The 17830-nt window shown below is 40.3% G+C and carries 14 protein-coding genes; 3 read left to right on the top strand and 11 right to left on the bottom strand.

Annotated features, from left to right (window positions below; translation table 11 throughout):
- Positions 1-230 precede the first annotated feature (230 nt).
- From I8T81_RS17030 to hisIE, 3 genes are read right to left on the bottom strand one after another with little or no spacing between them, the layout of a single operon-like run.
- Complete coding sequence (locus tag I8T81_RS17030) at positions 231-1610, bottom strand: AAA family ATPase (RefSeq protein ID WP_198071709.1); 1380 nt, start codon at positions 1608-1610, stop codon at positions 231-233.
- Between the two features lie 23 nt (positions 1611-1633).
- Positions 1634-3136, bottom strand: a complete 1503-nt coding sequence (locus I8T81_RS17025; RefSeq protein ID WP_016803971.1) for a UvrD-helicase domain-containing protein — start codon at positions 3134-3136, stop codon at positions 1634-1636.
- 9 nt (positions 3137-3145) lie between these two features.
- Positions 3146-3913, bottom strand: a complete 768-nt coding sequence (hisIE, locus tag I8T81_RS17020; protein ID WP_198071708.1) for a bifunctional phosphoribosyl-AMP cyclohydrolase/phosphoribosyl-ATP diphosphatase HisIE — start codon at positions 3911-3913, stop codon at positions 3146-3148.
- 212 nt (positions 3914-4125) lie between these two features.
- Here hisIE and I8T81_RS17015 point away from each other — a divergent pair, with 212 nt between their 5' ends.
- A complete protein-coding gene (locus I8T81_RS17015) occupies positions 4126-4392 on the top strand; it encodes a hypothetical protein (protein ID WP_198071707.1) in 267 nt (88 codons plus the stop codon).
- Between the two features lies 1 nt (position 4393).
- Here I8T81_RS17015 and I8T81_RS17010 read toward each other — a convergent pair whose 3' ends face one another.
- The 6 genes from I8T81_RS17010 to I8T81_RS16985 all read right to left on the bottom strand — a co-directional run bounded on the left by I8T81_RS17010 (position 4394) and on the right by I8T81_RS16985 (position 10355).
- Entirely contained in the window at positions 4394-4780 is a 387-nt protein-coding gene (locus tag I8T81_RS17010; protein ID WP_198071706.1) for a VOC family protein, read from the bottom strand.
- Positions 4781-4806: 26 nt separating this feature from the next.
- Positions 4807-6120, bottom strand: a complete 1314-nt coding sequence (locus I8T81_RS17005; RefSeq protein WP_198071705.1) for an FAD-dependent oxidoreductase — start codon at positions 6118-6120, stop codon at positions 4807-4809.
- 120 nt (positions 6121-6240) lie between these two features.
- Entirely contained in the window at positions 6241-7860 is a 1620-nt protein-coding gene (locus I8T81_RS17000) for an ABC1 kinase family protein (RefSeq protein WP_004699046.1), read from the bottom strand.
- A 12-nt stretch (positions 7861-7872) separates the two neighbouring features.
- Complete coding sequence (locus I8T81_RS16995) at positions 7873-8541, bottom strand: ubiquinone biosynthesis accessory factor UbiJ (RefSeq protein ID WP_191012511.1); 669 nt, start codon at positions 8539-8541, stop codon at positions 7873-7875.
- An 11-nt stretch (positions 8542-8552) separates the two neighbouring features.
- The gene (gene ubiE / locus I8T81_RS16990) at positions 8553-9500 is read right to left on the bottom strand and encodes a bifunctional demethylmenaquinone methyltransferase/2-methoxy-6-polyprenyl-1,4-benzoquinol methylase UbiE (protein ID WP_004699042.1); all 948 of its coding nucleotides are present in this window, start codon (positions 9498-9500) and stop codon (positions 8553-8555) included.
- A 147-nt stretch (positions 9501-9647) separates the two neighbouring features.
- Positions 9648-10355 carry an FFLEELY motif protein gene (locus tag I8T81_RS16985; protein ID WP_019456887.1) on the bottom strand — a complete coding sequence of 236 codons (708 nt, stop codon included), beginning with the start codon at positions 10353-10355 and terminating at the stop codon, positions 9648-9650.
- Between the two features lie 209 nt (positions 10356-10564).
- On the opposite strand from I8T81_RS16985, the gene pap reads away from it, so the two are divergent.
- Positions 10565-11983: a polyphosphate:AMP phosphotransferase gene (gene pap / locus I8T81_RS16980; protein ID WP_198071704.1), complete on the top strand. Its 1419-nt coding sequence runs from the start codon at positions 10565-10567 to the stop codon at positions 11981-11983.
- A 39-nt stretch (positions 11984-12022) separates the two neighbouring features.
- On the opposite strand, the gene tcuC is transcribed toward pap, so the two are convergent.
- Positions 12023-13327, bottom strand: a complete 1305-nt coding sequence (gene tcuC / locus I8T81_RS16975) for an MFS transporter (RefSeq protein ID WP_019456889.1) — start codon at positions 13325-13327, stop codon at positions 12023-12025.
- A gap of 181 nt (positions 13328-13508) precedes the next feature.
- Entirely contained in the window at positions 13509-14021 is a 513-nt protein-coding gene (locus I8T81_RS16970) for a hypothetical protein (RefSeq protein WP_198071703.1), read from the bottom strand.
- Positions 14022-14191: 170 nt separating this feature from the next.
- On the opposite strand from I8T81_RS16970, the gene I8T81_RS16965 reads away from it, so the two are divergent.
- Positions 14192-17827, top strand: a complete 3636-nt coding sequence (locus tag I8T81_RS16965; RefSeq protein ID WP_198071702.1) for an exodeoxyribonuclease V subunit gamma — start codon at positions 14192-14194, stop codon at positions 17825-17827.
- Positions 17828-17830: the final 3 nt, after the last annotated feature.

The following is a 17830-nucleotide window of genomic DNA, read 5'->3' as shown; positions in this document are numbered from 1 at the left end:
AAAACCCGACCAAATTAGAAAAATAAAGCGAGAAACAAGTTGTATTGCGCAACTTGAATAATAAAAACGCAAAATGAAATTTATTGTACACTAAAAAATCATTAAAAATCTGATGTTATTACATGCGGTAACAACATCTAGTGATTTTTCAGCTTAAAAACCAGATTTCATCGTATATTTAGCGAATGAGGTTTTTATTATGAAAATTGCACTAAATGAATAATAACGTTTTAAAGAGAAGAAGTTTCTTCTGAAGTATCTCCTGTATGAATCATACGTAATAATTCAATTTTTTGCTGTTCATTTAAGCCTTGGATTTGTTGGTACAAACTGTCGATTTGAGTTATTGAAGGTTGAGTATCAAGCGGTAGTGTATCGACATGAGGAACTGTTTCGTCTCTTTGCAAGAGCGTATAAAGGTGCTCAAGCTGCTGTTGAGTGGTATTTAAATCAAGTTGAGTAACCTTGCCATGTTCTAATTTAAGACATTGGTAGGTAACTGCATGTTCAAGTAATTCTTCACGGCTTCCAGTCACTATAATTTGTAAACGCGGAAAGGCTTGATGCATACGATTTAAAATTTCAGAACAATGCAGAGCATCTAATTGCGAATCAATCTGGTCAATTAACAAAACTCCTTCGCCTTCAAGGCAAGGGTTTAGACTTAATGGATTGAGTAAACAAAGTCTACGAACAATATCACCTACCAAAGCAATCCATGTTTTTGTGGTATTTGAAAGTTGTTGAAATGTTAAAACCTCACCTTGGTAATGGGCCATGAGTTGAAGCTTTGGGTGATATTGTAAATAGAGCTCAGAAAGCTCAGGAAAAACAATTTTTAACGCTGATTTGAGTGCATATAAATTTGGAGAGGGAAGTTGCTTTGGTTGTCCTGCCAATTCGATTTGAAGTCGGCGTAAAAGTTCGTCCTGATCTTCTGGATTTGATTGTTGTGAAATAATTTTTTGTACAACATGGGCTGCTTGCGCATTTTCAATATCACTAATTTCACGTAGCCATTCAAAAAAGCGAGTAAACGTTGTAAATGGAATTAAACTAATATCGTAAGCAGAAATAGATTGGGTAATGCCCGGTAGGTTTTTGTTGAGCAAACTTATATCGTTAACAAAGCGCTCAGATGGATAATAGGCAAGTAAGGGCAGACCTTGAAGTGGGTCTTTCCTCGTCACTTGATGATAAAGTGCAATGGCTTGATCGAGTTGTTGGGTTTCGACTTGACTCATGCCTATTCCACTCGAATTTAAGGTCTTAAACAGTTTCCAGCTACAAAGTGATGTGTCAGTCTGCTGTGCTGAAGTTGTTTCAGGGAGTTGACCAAACTCTGAAGGAATATGAATACTGACTTCTATTTTAGACTGCAAACGAGAAAGGGTAATGTCTTGATCAGGCATAACGACGCCTGGAGTACGGACATCTTTCAAGCGAGCAGGAAACCATGTTAAGGCATTATAAATATGCTTAAGCAGCATACTTTTTCCGGTTGCCTGTTCACCTAAAATTAAAGTAATTGGTTGTTTATCATATTCAAACTGGATCTTTAGATCATGAAACAGAGCAATATGTTTAAATTGGATAGATTCAAGTCTCATAGGCTCACCTAATTATGAGCGCTTCAACCAACCGACTTTCGAAGACTTAAAGGCGCCCTTACTTTTAATTGTTGTATCAGATCATAAAGATGATGGATGTTTAGACTTACTTTAGCACGAGTACAGGCCACGTAAAGTAATCTTAATTCTTCATCTGTAATCTTGTGCTCTAAGCCATTAATTTTAAATTGATAGTCATCTTCAATATGAACACGATTCCACTCTAGTCCTTTTGCTTTATGGGCAGTAGAGATGACATAGTCAGCCTGCTCAAGTGGAGTGATCTTTGCAAGCGCTTTTTTCAGTGGATCAGTACCGTGATCATCTACCAGTTTAACCAATGGTTTAATGTCACTTCCTTCATTGGTTTCACAATATTCATGAACATCATGCCATGAGTTAAACCATGCCAACTCGGGAACGTCAGTAACTCGTTTTCCTTGTTTCAAAAGGCTTGCGGCATCTACAAAACGGTTTAGTTTTTGATGGTCTGCCTGCAAACTTACTTTATCACCGTGAACTAAACCAGCTAATAAAAGCTCCATTGCCCGAGCATTGGTACGACACAAAATCGCATCACGCATTTTGGTATGAGGCTTATTGACGACACTTGATTTTTGGTTCGGATTGCCAAGCAGAGGAACTGTTTCATTTAACCCCCCTAGCAAAGCGTTGGCGACATCGGCAATTGCCTCTCCAAAACGGAAAGAAGTGGTGAGACGAGACTCTGGCAAAGGTAGTTGTTGCATGGCATTTACTGCACCGCGCCACGCGTAGATTTGCTGATGTGCATCGCCTACATAAATAACTTGCGTACTTTTTTGACGAAGTAAAATCCCCAGCATTAAAGGATCGGCATCTTGGGCTTCATCAAATAAGACATAATCGGCTGGAATGTTAGGTTCAGACAAGGCCCAAAGCTTGAGATAAATATCGTGACCAATTCCGGCCTGATGGTTCGGGTCGATAGACTCTAACCAGCGCCGTTCAACAGCAGGGTAAAGGTGGGTTTGTAGCTCGGTAATGTCGTCTGGATGTAACCAGTTGGGTGCCTGAATATGTCGAGGAGCGGGGTATTGTGAGCTAGTCGAACAGAAATAACTCACCGCATTGGCGACAAGACTTGCGAGGCGACTTGGCATTAAGACGTATTTTTCATAACGCCCACCCATCATGCGTCGTAAGGTAATCGGTTCTAGTCGATATTCTTTTGCAATGAAGCTTGGACTTAAGCGCGGCAAGCGTAATTTATCAGTTACGCCGCGTGGCACACTGCGAAAAGCGAGTGAGTGAAAAGTACGGCAGTCTACATTGCGATGAAATTTGTTCTGAGCTTCGCCTGCAATGGCCTTGTTGAATGCTAGGTACATACCACGCCGTTCAGGCATGGCATCGCTAATCATTTGTAATGTGGTGGTTTTACCTGTACCCGCATAGGCAATCACTTTAAATGATTGCCCAAGACGTCCGTTATCTATGGCAATTGCTTGCTCATAGGTGGCTTTAGGTTTTTCGATATTCGACACTGAGTGATTTTAAACCTTGTTGCGGTTAGCTTTTTCAACTAAACCAGATAAACCCTGACGACGAGCTAATTCGTCAATAATAAGTTGTGGATTAAGATCGAAATAACCCAACATGACAATGCTATGGAACCACAAATCGGCAGTTTCATAAATCAAGTCATTTAAATTGCTTTCTGTATTTTGAGCAGCGTAGTCTTTTGCAGCAATAATAGTTTCTACGCTTTCTTCGCCAACTTTTTCTAAGATTTTATTAATGCCTTTTTTGTAGAGGCTTGCAACATATGAAGTGTCTGCTTCTGCTTGCTTACGCTCTTGCATCAATTGCCCTAAGTGAGCAAGCACATCAACTTGTTCAGTGGTGTGAGCGTGATCGTGGTTTTCAGTTTTAGCTTTGTCACCATAAATTGCAGTAGGGTCTTTTAATTGTGCATCGACAATTTCCCAACCCTGTGGGGTAAGTTTACGGTAGAAACAAGACTCACGACCCGTATGGCATGCAATACCACCGTGTTGTTCAATTTGTAGAATAATTACGTCGCCGTCACAGTCCAGACGAATTTCATAAACTGTTTGAAAATGGCCTGATTCTTCCCCCTTGTGCCAGAGTTTTTGGCGAGAGCGAGAGAAGTATACAGCCTGATTTTTTTCTGCTGTGAGCGCAAGTGATTCACGGTTCATCCACGCTACCATCAAAATACGTCCGGTTTGATGATGTTGAGCAATGGCAGGGATAAGACCATTGGAATCAAATTTAACTTCATCTAACCAGTTTGACATGAGCGGAAATCCATTGAGTGGAAATGAGCTAGTGTAGCGCTTGTGCTTGGGGTTGGCTATGCTTGTTGTATAAAAAATCGGTTATATGATTTATATGTAAGATAGATATGAGTAACTTATAACTTGTGAGTTGTTTAAATTAATTTTAATTTATGAAGTCATCGCTATTATAAAATTATCTCAGCATATTATATAACTTAGGAAAATAAATTTTGGAAAAAATAGAAAATTTTGCTTGTCGAGTATGTGGGCTGATACAAGATGAAGAGCCGTGGGGTGAAAATGGGGAAAATCCAAACTTTGCTATTTGTGGTTGTTGTGGCACTGAGTTTGGATATGAAGATTGTACTAAAGAATCTGTAAAAGCAAACCGCAAGAGATGGTTGGAGGCAGGTGCTAATTGGTGGGTATTAAAAGAGAAACCTAAAGATTGGGATATTGAAAAACAATTACAAAATATCCCTGCAAACTATAAATGACTTATAACTTTATGTTGTTTGAAATCTCAATCAAATTTTGATCTGGGTCGCGAATATAAACTGAAAGAATAGAGTGCATTGCACCAGTACGTTCAACAGGACCTTCTTCAATTTGAATATTTAACTGATTAAGGTGTGCAACCACTTCTGAAATAGGGGTATCTGAAATAAAACACAGGTCGGCAGATCCGGGAGTTGGCTGTAATGCCTTAGGTTCAAATTCTTTGCCCTGCTGGTGTAAATTTATTTTTTGATTTCCAAACTGTAGAGCCTTTCTATCACCTTTAAAAGTGATGACCTCAAACCCTAATACGGTTTGATAGAAATTACATGTATTCTCAATACTGGCAACTGTTAAAACAAGATGATCAAGATGGCTGATTTTCATATGCTACTCACTATCATTTGGATGGGTTAATAGTCAGACAGAGATTCATTTTTTAAATGAAACGCACTGCTTTCTTTAGGCAATTGAGCGACTCGATCATAATCAATTTGTTGAAACGGACTAGTCTTTAAACCTGAAATTGTGATGGCCATTTCCTTTCGAAAATAGGGAATTTGATACATCCACGGAAAAACAAGGTCTCTTAAACCTCCAGTCCACCAATGATCAGATTGATAAAGTGGTGTTAATAAGCGACTAAGAAATTGATAAAACTGGGTTGATGAGTGGCGAAGCTGGTGATAGTGCTGCCAGAGTAGGGACCAATCAATATTCTGGTTCTTCTTGGCATGTTGTAATGATTGAGAAAAAGCCCAAGCATCTAATAACGCCATATTTGCACCTTGCCCTAACTGTGGACTCATTGCATGAGCTGCATCTCCAATTACCCCGATTCTTCCTTGACCAAATTGAGTCATGACGACATCGCGATAGTTTGCAGATAACCATTTAGACTCAGTTTGACTATTATACAAAATTTCTTTTAGCCATTCTGCCACTTTGGGCCATCGTTCTGAGACTTGCTTTAACCAAGTTTGTTTAGCTTGTTCATCTTGTAAAAAGCTTTGTAATTGCGGGGTAGGTAAGCTCCAAAATATACTCGAAAGGCGCTGTTGAGGTTCTGTTGGAATGGCTCCTGTAGGAAGAATTCCCATCATAATTTTCGAGCGATCATAAAATTGATGCAGAATCTCAGAGTCGAGGACTTGGCACTCAGGCACGATATTCCACGCCGCTCCCCATGGATAAGCTTTGTCAACCTTTACCCATGCTTTGGGGCGTAACTGGCTACGAGCACCATTGGCTATGAGTAGGCCATCAAAGCAAGCATCAAACTTTTGGTTTTGATGAGTTCCGAATAGTCGAACTTCATCGTTACGTTCTTCAAAACTTTCAATAGAATGGTTCATACACCAAGTAATCTGGCTTGAATACTCGCTAAGCTTTTGAGTGAGCACATGACATAAAGTGGCACGGTGTATGCCTAAACCATAAAGATTTGCTGATGCTTCGTGATAATGACTGTTAACTAAAAGGCGCTTATCCGGAAGTTGTCCTTCTAGGCCCGTGACTCTCGCACCTAAGGTTAAGGCTTTGTCGAGTACACCTAAATGTTCAAATACAGCTAAGCCCGCGGGTTGTAGTAATAATCCAGCACCTACCGGAGATAACTCATCAACTTGTTCAAAAATAGTAACGTTATTGCCTTCTCGGGCAAGTAAAATGGCAGTGGCTAAACCTGCTGTACCTGCCCCGATAATAGCAAAATGAGGTGTTTTCATTGTTTGTTCTTTTCAAGCATTTATGAATGCTAATTTAGCAATGAACGAATAAGCGATCTATATTTTTTAAAAATTAAAGTTGGCCATAAAAAACCCTTGCACTTGCAAGGGTTTTAGAACTTATTTCAATATACGCCAAAGCGCTAATAAACTGCTTAGCACAATTAAAATAATAGAAACAAACCAAGGGCTAATAATCGCGATGGTGAGCAAAATCAGCATGGTACTGCCAAATATCCAACTGCGGCGTTGTTGATGTTCCATTTGCAAACGAAGTTGCTGCATTTCGCGTAACTGACGGTCTTGCCAAGCAGACTGATTTTTTAAACCATTTAAACTGTCAACAATTAAGCTTGGGAAATCTTGGGCACCTAAAAGCAGGTCAGGTAGTTGCTGTCCTAACTCTTTTATATTTTTGACTGGGTTCATGTTGGCTTTGACCCATTCAGTCAAAATAGGTTTTGCCAATTTCCAGATATCGAGCTGCGGGTAAAGATCGGTGCCTAGACCTTCGACATGCACTAAAGTCTTGAGCAACAACATGAGTTGAGGTGGAATCTCTAAATGGAAGCGACGGGCAATATCCATTACTTGAATCAAGATGCCCGCAAAATCAAGTTGATCCATTGGTTTAGATACCATTGGACCAACTGTGCGACGCATTTCACGCGATAGCGCATCTTGATCAGTTCCCGGTGGAATCCAGCCAGCTTGATGCACAATTTGAATGAGCTGCATAAAGTTGCTATTCATGACAGCAAGCAACATGCGGGCAATGGTCATTTGGTCATGCTTAGATAACTCACCCATAATTGCACAGTCGAGTGCAATAAAGCGTGGATTGCTTGGGTTAATTGTTTCTACAAAGACATTGCCGGGATGCATGTCAGCATGGAAAAAGTTATCGCGGAATACTTGCGTAAAGAAAATTGTTAATCCTTTCTCTGCAAGTTGTGCGCGATCCATGCCTAGACGGTCAAAGGTTGCCGTATCTGAAATAGGCACACCAGTAATACGTTCAGCCACCATGACATCTTTGGTATCCATGTAGACTTCAGGCACGTACATCATGGTTGAGCCAGTAAAGTAATGGCGCATACGACGAGTGTTGTCTGCTTCGATACTCAAGTCCAGCTCATTTAAAATAATCTGGCGGTAGTCTTGAATAATTTCAGATAGATGTAAGGCACGAGCAGCTTCAAGGCGACTTTCTAGTGTGTTGCCTAACCATGCCAAAATCTCAAAGTCTTGCAAAATTTGATTACGAATGTCGGGGCGAGTCACTTTAACAACGACTTCTCGACCATCGTGCAAAGCAGCAGTATGAACTTGTGCAATTGAAGCAGCCGCTAATGGCTGGTCATCAAATCGTGCAAACAAGGTATTTACGTCAGCTTTTAATGACTCTTGAATACGTTGTTTGGCAACATTGCTATCAAAAGGTTTGACTTGATCTTGTAGTAAGACCAATTGAGCGAGTATTTCAGGTGGAATTAAATCACGTCGAGTCGACAGTAATTGTCCAAGTTTGATTGCAAGTGGACCCATCTCTTCTAAAGCTTCTTTAAGCTTTAAAGGATTTTTACGTTCGCGACTCGACCATGCAGCAGGATGCATTTTAATAACACTTAATGCACGCTGAGCTTTAACAGGTAATTCATCCGCAGGGAATAACGTATCGAGTCTATAGTGCGCTGCAATACGCCAAAGTTCGAGTAAACGTGAAACGTGCGGAATCATATACAGTCTTACCTAGTCTTGAGTGGGTTGTAGTTGTGCATTGAGCTGCTGCAATTTAGCTTCTAGACGGTCAATATCTTGATTAAGCTTACGTGTAGCTTGATTTAAATTGTCCATTTCCCAACGTGGGGCAAATAAACCACTGTCTTCTTTTAAAGCATCTTCAGCAAAAAATAGATGGCTTTGAAGAGAACGTTTTAAATGCTTTGGTGCAAGTTGAATCTTGCCAATTTCATGAGCGAGTTGCGGACCAATCCATTTTGATAAATGCGCAGCTAAATCAGGTTCAGCTTGCTGCATAATTTTTTGAATATCTTGTAATAGGTGATAGTCACCTTCTAGTGGGATATTACCAATCTGGTCTGCATCACTCACCAATAGTTTGATGAGTTCAACCACATCTTTAACGTGCAAAGTTGCTGTTGCTTCAGAAATTTTGAATTGCGGATCAAAAGGGCGTTGTTCAAAAATAGAAGGTTTTTCGCTATGCCCAGTTGCAGTAGGTTCAAGACGTACTTTTTCTTGGTCAAAGAATACATCGACAGAAAGTTGCGGGCTATCGATCACAACACGCAACATTTTGCCCTGTAACTGATTGAGCTGAATGCGGGTTAATGCATCCAGATCGATCAGATGATGAATGATACGTTCGACTGCACCGAGTGCCAGAATCGACCACATATCGCTATACCTTACAGTTTGAAACCACGGTGAACGGCAACGATACCAGCAGTTAAGTTGTGATAGTCACAGTTCTGGAAACCAGCATTTTCCATCATACCTTTTAAAGTACGTTGGTCTGGATGCATACGAATTGATTCAGCTAAGTACTTATAGCTTTCTGAGTCATTGGCAACCAATTTACCCATAATCGGTAAAGCAGTGAATGAATAAAGATCATAAAGTTTTGAGAATGGCTCAAATACAGGTTTAGAGAATTCAAGAATCAGTAAACGGCCACCTGGTTTCAATACACGGAACATAGAGGCAAGTGCTGCATCTTTATCAGTTACGTTACGTAAACCAAAGCTAATAGTTACAAGGTCAAAGCTGTTGTCTGCAAATGGCTCTAATGTTTCTGCATTGGCAAGAACGAAATCGACATTGGTACAGCCTGCATCAATTAGACGGTCACGACCAACATTCAGCATAGACTCGTTAATGTCTGAAAGTACCACATGACCTTGCGGACCTACTTCACGACTAAATACTTTTGCTAAGTCACCTGTACCGCCAGCAATGTCTAATACGTGTTGACCACGGCGAACACCAGACATATTAATTGCAAAGCGCTTCCATAGACGGTGAATACCAAATGACATCAAGTCATTCATCAAGTCATATTTGCTTGCAACCGAGTGAAAAACTTCAGCAACTTTTTGAGCTTTATCTTCAGTTCTAACTGTTGAGTAACCAAAGTGTGTTGTTTCACCAACGTTGCCAGTGTTACCTGCGCCACGTGGTAAATTATATTTAGGTACAGAACCACTAACAGGTGTATCTGTTAGCGTTTGCTGTAAAGATTGTTGTTGCCCTTGAGGTGTACCTTGCGGTAAAGGTGAGCTTAGGAATGGGCTAACTTTGTCTGAACTTTGTGCCTGCTCAGTTGGAGATGTTGGCTTTTGGTTTTCGTTAGACATATTGTCTCTCCTAGACTCAAACTCAAGTGAAACGGAATAAGTTCTGCATGATGACAGATTTTGTCTATTTTTACAGGCATCATCATGCAAATATAATGAATAAAATCTCAACTTCGTGAGGTTGAGTTTTTCTATGTGCCGACCTTATCACACTCTAAACGGATTCGGATGCCCTGAATGTACATTTTCAACAATTTGGCGTTCTTTTTCCGTAAAAGTCTTGATAAAGCTCTCGGCAGATTTTAACGGTTTCATCGCACTAAAACCATCTTGAATAAAATCATACATCAATTCGAAATGATATTTTTGAGCAATTCCTTTACACATTTTAAATGCAGTGAACATCATAAATGAACGCATGTATTTATCTAAAGCGATCCCTAGATCGTCAAGAAGAGCAAGCTGTTGATAACGGGCTTCTGCTTGATCAAGCTTGATTAAGGTTAAGCGCATGATCTCGTCGGTGAGTACGGTATCTGCTGGGTAGTCTGCGAGAAGTTGCATGGCCACTTGCTCATCAAGTTGAGTCGCAAGCACAGCCAAACTTACCGATTTAGTTCCGGTTTTAATCGCATTTTCAGGCAATACTTTTTCGGCTTTATGGGCATATTTCAATAGACGTTCAATTTGTGCAGCAAGCGCATCGAACTCTGGGCCACCATATAAACGGTTTAAAAAATACTCTGACATGAGCTTATGCTCTGGCAAATTAAAAAAGTCATGATGGGTATCTTTCATCCGCTCTTTTAGCCATGTTTGTACATCTTGCAAACGTTGGGCAAGCACAGGATTATCATGATAATTAAATGTTTTATATTGTTGTAAAAGATCATCAAAAGCAGCGAGTTTAGACATGTAAGGCTCTAATATTGGGCTATTTACAAAAAATCATAAGAGGCATTGTAACCTTCTACTATGGCGAGTAGATGTAAAAAAAATGATTTATGCGTCAATTTTTAAGTAAAATCTTGCCGCAATGACATAATTTGTATAGCAATTCATCATTTAAGCGCATAAGTTAAAGATCATCGAAATTAAACAATAAAAGATTAGAGCTCCAGAGTATGAGTAAACAACAACCGAAATTCGAAATTCGAGATAAAGAACAGCTTTCAGTCGATTTGATTGAAGCACAATATGCTTTAAAAGATAGTCGAGGTAAGCCTAATGCTAAAAGTACATTGATATTAATGAGTGGTATTGAGCTTGCTGGAAAGGGGGAGGCAGTTAAGCAGCTTCGCGAATGGTTAGACCCGAGATATTTGCGGGTAAAAGCAGATGCGCCACGTATGCTTACCGATACAGAAGCATTTTGGCAGTTTTATTCAGAATTTATTCCAACTGAAGGCCAAATTGTGGTGATGTTTGGCAATTGGTATAGCGACTTGCTTGTCACGGCAACTCATGTTGCAGAGCCTTTGGATGAGGCACGTTTTGATGCGTATGCTGAAAATATGCGTTCATTTGAGCAAGACTTAAAAAATAATTATGTCGATGTTATTAAAGTCTGGTTTGATCTTTCTTGGAAATCATTGCAAAAACGGTTAGATAAAATAGACCCTTCTGAACAGCACTGGCATAAACTCCACGGCTTAGACTGGCGTAATAAAAAACAATATGACACTTTGCAAAATTTACGCCGCCGTTTTACCGATGATTGGTACATTATTGATGGGGAAGATGAAACACAGCGTGATCAGTTTTTTGCCCAATATCTTTTGCAAAATATGCGTGATTTACCTGAGCATGAAAGTGAAGTCAAAGGAAAATGGCAGCAAGCAAAGATTCCTGAAAGTTTGTTAAAACCTGCTCAGGAACAGCTCGATAAAGCCGAATATAAAAAAGAGCTCGATAAGCTGAGCAAAAGAATTGCAGATAGCATGCGCTTTGATAAACGAAATGTGGTGATTGCGTTTGAAGGAATGGATGCCGCAGGTAAAGGTGGTGCCATTAAACGAATTGTTAAAAATTTAGATCCGCGTGAATATGAAATTCACTGTATTGGAGCCCCTGAACGTTTTGAAGCGAGACATCCTTATTTATGGCGTTTCTGGAACCGTATTAATGAAGCTGAAAAAATTACGATTTTTGACCGGACATGGTATGGTCGCGTACTCGTTGAGCGAGTTGAAGAGTTTGCGTCACCTTTAGAGTGGCAAAGAGCATATGATGAGATTAACCGCTTTGAAAAAGATTTGTTTGATAGTCAAACCATTGTAGTGAAAATTTGGCTAGCGATTAGTAAAGATGAGCAAGAGCAGCGTTTTAAAGCCAGAGAAGAGACACCGCATAAACGCTTTAAAATTACCGCAGAAGACTGGCGTAATCGTGATAAATGGGATGATTATTTAAAAGCGGCGGCAGATATGTTTGAACGGACGAGCACTGAGTATGCGCCTTGGCATATTGTTGCGACTGATGACAAATATACAGCTCGGTTAGAGGTGTTAAGAGCGATTTTAAAACAGTTAAAGGCAGACTAAGGTCTGCCTTTAACTGTTTAAATATTACTGCTTATTTGATTATGCAAGTTGATCATTCATTGATGGAGATTCTATAGCAAGAGTTTTCCGATTGCGAAATACAATAAGCGTTGCAATTAAACTAATGATTGCGGCAAACATTAACCAGAAAGCAGGCATACTTTTGCTGCCAGATTCTTGTACAAGATATGTGGCAATCATAGGCGTTAACCCACCAAATATAGATGTGGCAAGACTATACGCTACAGAGAACCCAGCAATTCTTACAGAGCTTGGCATCATTTCAGTGAGGGAAACGACCAATGCGCCGTTATAGAAACTATAGAGCAGAGATAGCCAAAGTAGTGAAACTAACATGTGTGCCAAACTAATGTTTTGAGTCAGCCAGCTTAATAGTGGATAAGCACTTACAAAAATTAAAACTGTTGTGGTGATCAATAATGGTTTTCGACCAATTTTATCTGATAAATAACCACCTATAGGTAATAGAATAAAGTTACTTGCCCCGACCATTACCGTTGCAAATAAGCTTTCTGCAGTTGTTAAATGTAGAACTTCTTTTCCATAAGTTGGGGTGTAAACTGTAATGAAATAGAACATGGTTGTAGTTGTTGCAACCATACACATCCCAACGACTACAATTTTCCAATTCGCTGCAAGCGTTGACATAATTTGTTTAGTAGTTGGATGCTCTTTTCGAGAGGCAAAAGCTTCGGTTTCGGCTAAAGATTTACGTAACCAGAATATAAACGGAATAATTGCACAACCGACAAAAAATGGAATACGCCAAGCCCAGGCATCAACTTGTGCTTTTGTAAACGCTAAGCTGACTAAATAGCCTAATGTGGCAGCAAAAATTACAGCAACTTGTTGGCTAGCAGATTGCCAACTGGTAATAAACCCACGGTTATGTGGTTCAGCAATTTCAGATAAATAAACGGAGACACCACCTAATTCAACCCCAGCTGAGAAACCTTGGGCTAGACGACCAACAAATATTAAGACAGTGGCTGCAAAGCCGATGGTGGCATATCCGGGTGTTAATGCAATTAACAAGGAACCAAGTGCCATAATACTTAAGGTGACCATTAATCCTTTTCGGCGGCCAATTCGATCGACATATGGGCCTAAGACGAGTGCGCCAATTGGTCGCATCAAAAAGCTAACGGCAAATACCAAAAAAGTTTTCATTAGTGCGGCATAGCTGCTATCAGAATGAAAAAAAGTTTCACCTATCGCTTTTGCATATAGACCGAAGAGGAAAAAGTCATATTGTTCTAGGAAGTTGCCACTGGTTACATTAAAAATGGCACGTAAACGGGATGTTGATTGTCCATATTCCACAATGACTCTCCGTATTTCATTTGGCATTGTAGACTGAATAATAGACTTTTAAACTTTAGTAAAACTTAAAAAAATAAGTGAAGATTACAGTTTTTAACATATCTTTTGTTTTATTGTGTAAATTTTAAAAGCAAAAAATAAGGCACAGTCACGTGCCTTAAAAAATTACGATAGGATTGTATTAACTCTCAAGTACTGTTGAGTTGATTCCCTTTTGTTGAATGCGTTTAGCAAGGTTGTAGCTATCATTTAGATGAGTTTGGGCTATTTTTTTCATCATAAAATAACCTAAACTTGCTGCAACAATTTGTCCGCCTAATGGTATAAATTTTGTCACTTGTTTGGTTACGATTTTGCCAAAGAAACCATTAAAGGTTTTTTTAACGGTTGTACGCGCGACCATAAAACCTGAAAATTGAAAGCCACGTTTACGCAATTCATCCCAATGAATGGTTTTTGTTTTTGGATCATAGACGCTGACATGTTCAGGTGCTAAGCCAAAGCGAGCATTAATATCGGGAATAAGCTGTGTCAAAATTCCCAAATCTACGACCACGTCAAAAAAAGGAATCGGTACAATTGCTGCGCCAGCAGAGACGTAAGCTCTTTTCTGAATGAGATCGTTGCACTCATCGCGAATTTGTTCCAGATTTAGGCTAGGATCAATATAGTCAGGAATGTTATCAATTTTCATAATGTTTACCTGTAATGGGTTCCTTAATGGTGCCTTCCAAACACAAGGCAAGTGACACCTAAAGTTAGATTATGCTGTGTTTAAACCAACGTGACATAGTCAGATTCAGTTGTATAGTAATGAATGTTTATGATTTTGTGCATAAATTATGCGAGTAGGGTATGAAATAAATGGGCATCCATGTTATTCAAAGTCAACGTATTGATGTGTTGTTGCAGGGCGTACTGGCATCTACGTCCCAACCTTCTACGCATCCTTTACAGGTTTTGAAAGCCCAGCATTTTATTGTACCTAGCCCTGCAGTTGAGCAGTGGCTGATACAAAAACTTGCAGAACAACAAGGAATGACGGCCAATTACCAGTTCCATCAACGAGTTCGCGGTTTTCAGTGGTATGCCTATCAACAGGTTCTTACTGCGCATAAAGAACAGGTTCGTAAAGCGAATATTCCACGCCTGATTTTTAAATGGCGTGTACATCAGGCATTACAAGAATTTATTCAGCCTGATGAAATGAGTATAGATGACTCTCATCCATTACATTCTATTGTTCAGCGTATTTACGACAGCGCAGATCGACTTGAACAAGGGATTGAGAAACAGCTAAAAAAACAAAAAATGTTGTATTGGGTGGCTGAACAAGTTGCCGATTTATTTAGTAACTATATGGTCTATCGGGGACAGTGCCAACGTGGTTGTGAAAACACCTGTATTTGTCCAAATAACTGGTTAGCAGCGTGGGGACAAGGCCGAACGCTGGATATCGAAAAGTATATTGTGCAGAAAGATAAAGAAATTTCTGCATTTACTTTGCAGCAAACACAAGAGCTAGAGCGTTGGCAGCGCTGGTTATGGCAGCAGCATTTTCATGATGATTTTATGCAAATGCAGCAAATTGACGAGCTGTTTTGGCAGGAATTAGGCCATCCTGAGCGCCAGAAGAAAGCACTGTCTCGTTTACCAGACCAAATAGTCACTTTTACTTTGCTAGATTTACCACCCAGCCAGCTTCAGTTTTTGCGCCGTTTAGGGCAATACATTGATGTTTTGATTTTGCACTATAACCCTTCACAAGAATATTGGGCCGATAGTGTCGATCCGCTGTGGAAACAGCGTTATGACTTAGGTGTGAAAGAGCGTTTTATTGCGAAAAATCCTCAAGCGACCGATGCTGAAATTGCCGATTTCTTTGATAAATTTACGCTTAACTTTAATGCTGAGGCGCGTGAGTCGAGGCATCCACTTTTAACAAGACTGGGCAAACAAGCCCGCGATCACTTCTCATTACTTTCGAACCTGTCTACTGGTGAGGAAGGTAAATGGGTCGACGCCTTTGTAGATGATTTTCCTGAAAGTTTACTTGGTAAAGTTCAGTCAGATATTTTGCATTTGGTGGAACCACAGCCTAAGCAATATGAACTCGCATCGAATGATGACTCTATCCAGATTCATGTTTGCCACTCAACATTGCGACAACTTGAAGTCTTGAAAGAGCAGTTGATTGGCTGGTTGGCTAAACCGCATGAACAGCCGCGTCGTCCAAATGATATTCTGGTTTTAGTGCCTAATTTGGCAGAAGTTGAGCCTTTAATACGAAGTGTTTTTCCTGCTACTGCAACCGAGCAAGGCGTGCATTTGCCTGTCAAAATAGCAGGTATTGCCTCACTTGATGCACTCAATGCATGGCGTGCCGTGATTGGGCGTATTCACCTTATGCAAGGACGATTTAGCTTTGATGATTTCGCTGACTGGCTTGGTTTACATGCGACGCAGCAGCGCTATGCTCTTGAATATCCTCAAGTAGAGCGAGTTTTGGCATTACTGGCCGATGCAGGGTTTAAACGTGGTCTTGATGCAGAGCATCTGAAACGTAGCTTATGTGACGGCGATGATGATTATCGCTATAGTTTTAAATTTGCTTTAGAGCGGTTAGCACTCGGCATTGCAATTCCTGAACATGCTACGTTTAATCAGGTACTTAGTTACGCCAAGGTTCAACCAGGCGATTTTGAGCTGATTGGTACGCTCATTCAGATTTATCAAGATTTAAATGAGCGCCGTGACTGGCTCATTATGCATGAGCAAAGAAAAGTACATACAGTAGAATACTGGCTGCAAGTGTTGTCGCAAGATATAGTCGAGTTTGAACAAGCTGGTGTGGCTGCTTTAAAAGCTGCTCGGGAAATTCTAAAAAAACAAGAGCGTATGTTAACGCTTGCAAGTTACTATGCCGAGGCAGAAACAGGCACCTTACGTAAAATTACCTTGCCTTTGCCTTATATCCTCGATGAGATTCAGCGAACTTTAGAAAACCAGACGGCACAAGCTGAACCGACTGGGCAGATTACCTTTGCCCAGATTGGACAAATTCGTCCCTTACCTTATCGCTTAATTGTGATGTTGAACCTTGATGCAGGGCAGTTCCCAAACCGTGATACCCACGTGCCATTTGATTTGATGGATGCTTTACGTCAACAACTAGGTGACCGTTCCCGCCTTGAGGATGACCAAGGCGCTTTCTTGGATGCCTTACTTTTAGCTCAAGAAAATCTATGGCTGTTTTATAACGGATTTGACGTCAATGACGGTGAAGTGAGAGATCCTTCAAGTATTCTTCAAGAGTTCCGTGAACATCTTGCGCTTATTGTAAAACCGGAGCCAAATACACCTGAACGTGAAGTGATTGAAGGCATTGAAATTCCATCTCAATTAAAACAACTCTACCATTTACATTATTTACAGCCGTTTGACCCGAAGGGTTTTGTGGCCGAGAACAACTATATTCGCTACCAAGATCACTGGTTTAATGTAGCTATGCAAATTCAGCAAGCATCTGGTGTTCTTAAGCCTTGGGCGAATACATCTTATCCTTTAGAAATACCTGACATGCTGGTTTTAGATAGCCATCAGTGGATACAGGATGTGACTTTCCCTGCACGCCTTTATTTAAAAACTTTAGGTGTCGAAAATTTGGGAAGTGTGGGGGAGCTAGATCAGAACGAACCTTTGCTTTTAGATGGTTTAGGCCGTTATACCATTCGACATTTTTTACAGCAAAATGAACAACAGGCGCAGCCTGAGGCTCTACTTGATCAATTACCTGTAGGCAAAGTTCAATACAGCGCATGGCAACAGGGTATTTTTGAACAGGAATGTCTGCTTGAGCGTCTTCACCACTATACGCCAGCCGTGACACAAACCACGCAGCGAGTCTGGCGAATTGCCAAACAGCTTCATATGAATATTACGGTGCCAAAATCTGAAACTCAGGATTGGGTCAGCATGGAAGCATCGAGTGCTCGGGCCAAAAGACGTGCAAAAGTCTGGCTAGAGTATCTGCTTTGGTTGGCCTATTTAAATGAGGAAAGTGCAGGAGCTGAAAGACGCCGTATAGTGGTTTTTAGTGATCAAACCGTAATCTGTAAAGGTATTAGTTCGGAGCAAGCTCGGCACTATTTACAACCGTGGTTTAAGATCTGGCGTTATGCTCAACAGCAACCACTGGTGCTACCAGCAGCTTTAATGCTAAAGCCTCTGGAAAAAGCCAAGGCATATCAGTGGGAAACAACAAATCCGACAGAAAAAATAAAACTGGATGAGAAGAGCTATACCGAGCTGTTAAAATACTGGAATGAAACTGGGTCATTTACCGCTATTGATATGACTCAAAATGAAGCGTGTAAGTTGCATAAGGACTGGCGTTTTATTTTGCAAGAACAAGATGCACAAGCTTTGCTTCAACATGCTTGTGATGAGTTTGCCTATGACCTGTATCATCCAGTTTTTCAATTTCAATATTCGGAGTAAGGC

The sequence above is a fragment of the Acinetobacter seifertii genome, assembly GCF_016064815.1.
Taxonomy (GTDB): Bacteria; Pseudomonadota; Gammaproteobacteria; order Pseudomonadales; family Moraxellaceae; genus Acinetobacter; species Acinetobacter seifertii.
This window is presented reverse-complemented; position numbering and strand designations above follow the sequence as displayed.

What these genes read in the sequence shown, in the direction of transcription:
- I8T81_RS16985 (WP_019456887.1), bottom strand. Translation starts at nt 10,355, where the DNA reads ATGTCTAAACTCGCTGCTTTTGATGATCTTTTACAACAATATAAAACA.
- ubiE (WP_004699042.1), bottom strand. Translation starts at nt 9,500, where the DNA reads ATGTCTAACGAAAACCAAAAGCCAACATCTCCAACTGAGCAGGCACAA.
- I8T81_RS17005 (WP_198071705.1), bottom strand. Translation starts at nt 6,120, where the DNA reads ATGAAAACACCTCATTTTGCTATTATCGGGGCAGGTACAGCAGGTTTA.
- pap (WP_198071704.1), top strand. Translation starts at nt 10,565, where the DNA reads ATGAGTAAACAACAACCGAAATTCGAAATTCGAGATAAAGAACAGCTT.
- I8T81_RS17030 (WP_198071709.1), bottom strand. Translation starts at nt 1,610, where the DNA reads ATGAGACTTGAATCTATCCAATTTAAACATATTGCTCTGTTTCATGAT.
- I8T81_RS16970 (WP_198071703.1), bottom strand. Translation starts at nt 14,021, where the DNA reads ATGAAAATTGATAACATTCCTGACTATATTGATCCTAGCCTAAATCTG.
- I8T81_RS16995 (WP_191012511.1), bottom strand. Translation starts at nt 8,541, where the DNA reads ATGTGGTCGATTCTGGCACTCGGTGCAGTCGAACGTATCATTCATCAT.
- I8T81_RS17000 (WP_004699046.1), bottom strand. Translation starts at nt 7,860, where the DNA reads ATGATTCCGCACGTTTCACGTTTACTCGAACTTTGGCGTATTGCAGCG.
- I8T81_RS17010 (WP_198071706.1), bottom strand. Translation starts at nt 4,780, where the DNA reads ATGAAAATCAGCCATCTTGATCATCTTGTTTTAACAGTTGCCAGTATT.
- I8T81_RS16965 (WP_198071702.1), top strand. Translation starts at nt 14,192, where the DNA reads ATGGGCATCCATGTTATTCAAAGTCAACGTATTGATGTGTTGTTGCAG.
- hisIE (WP_198071708.1), bottom strand. Translation starts at nt 3,913, where the DNA reads ATGTCAAACTGGTTAGATGAAGTTAAATTTGATTCCAATGGTCTTATC.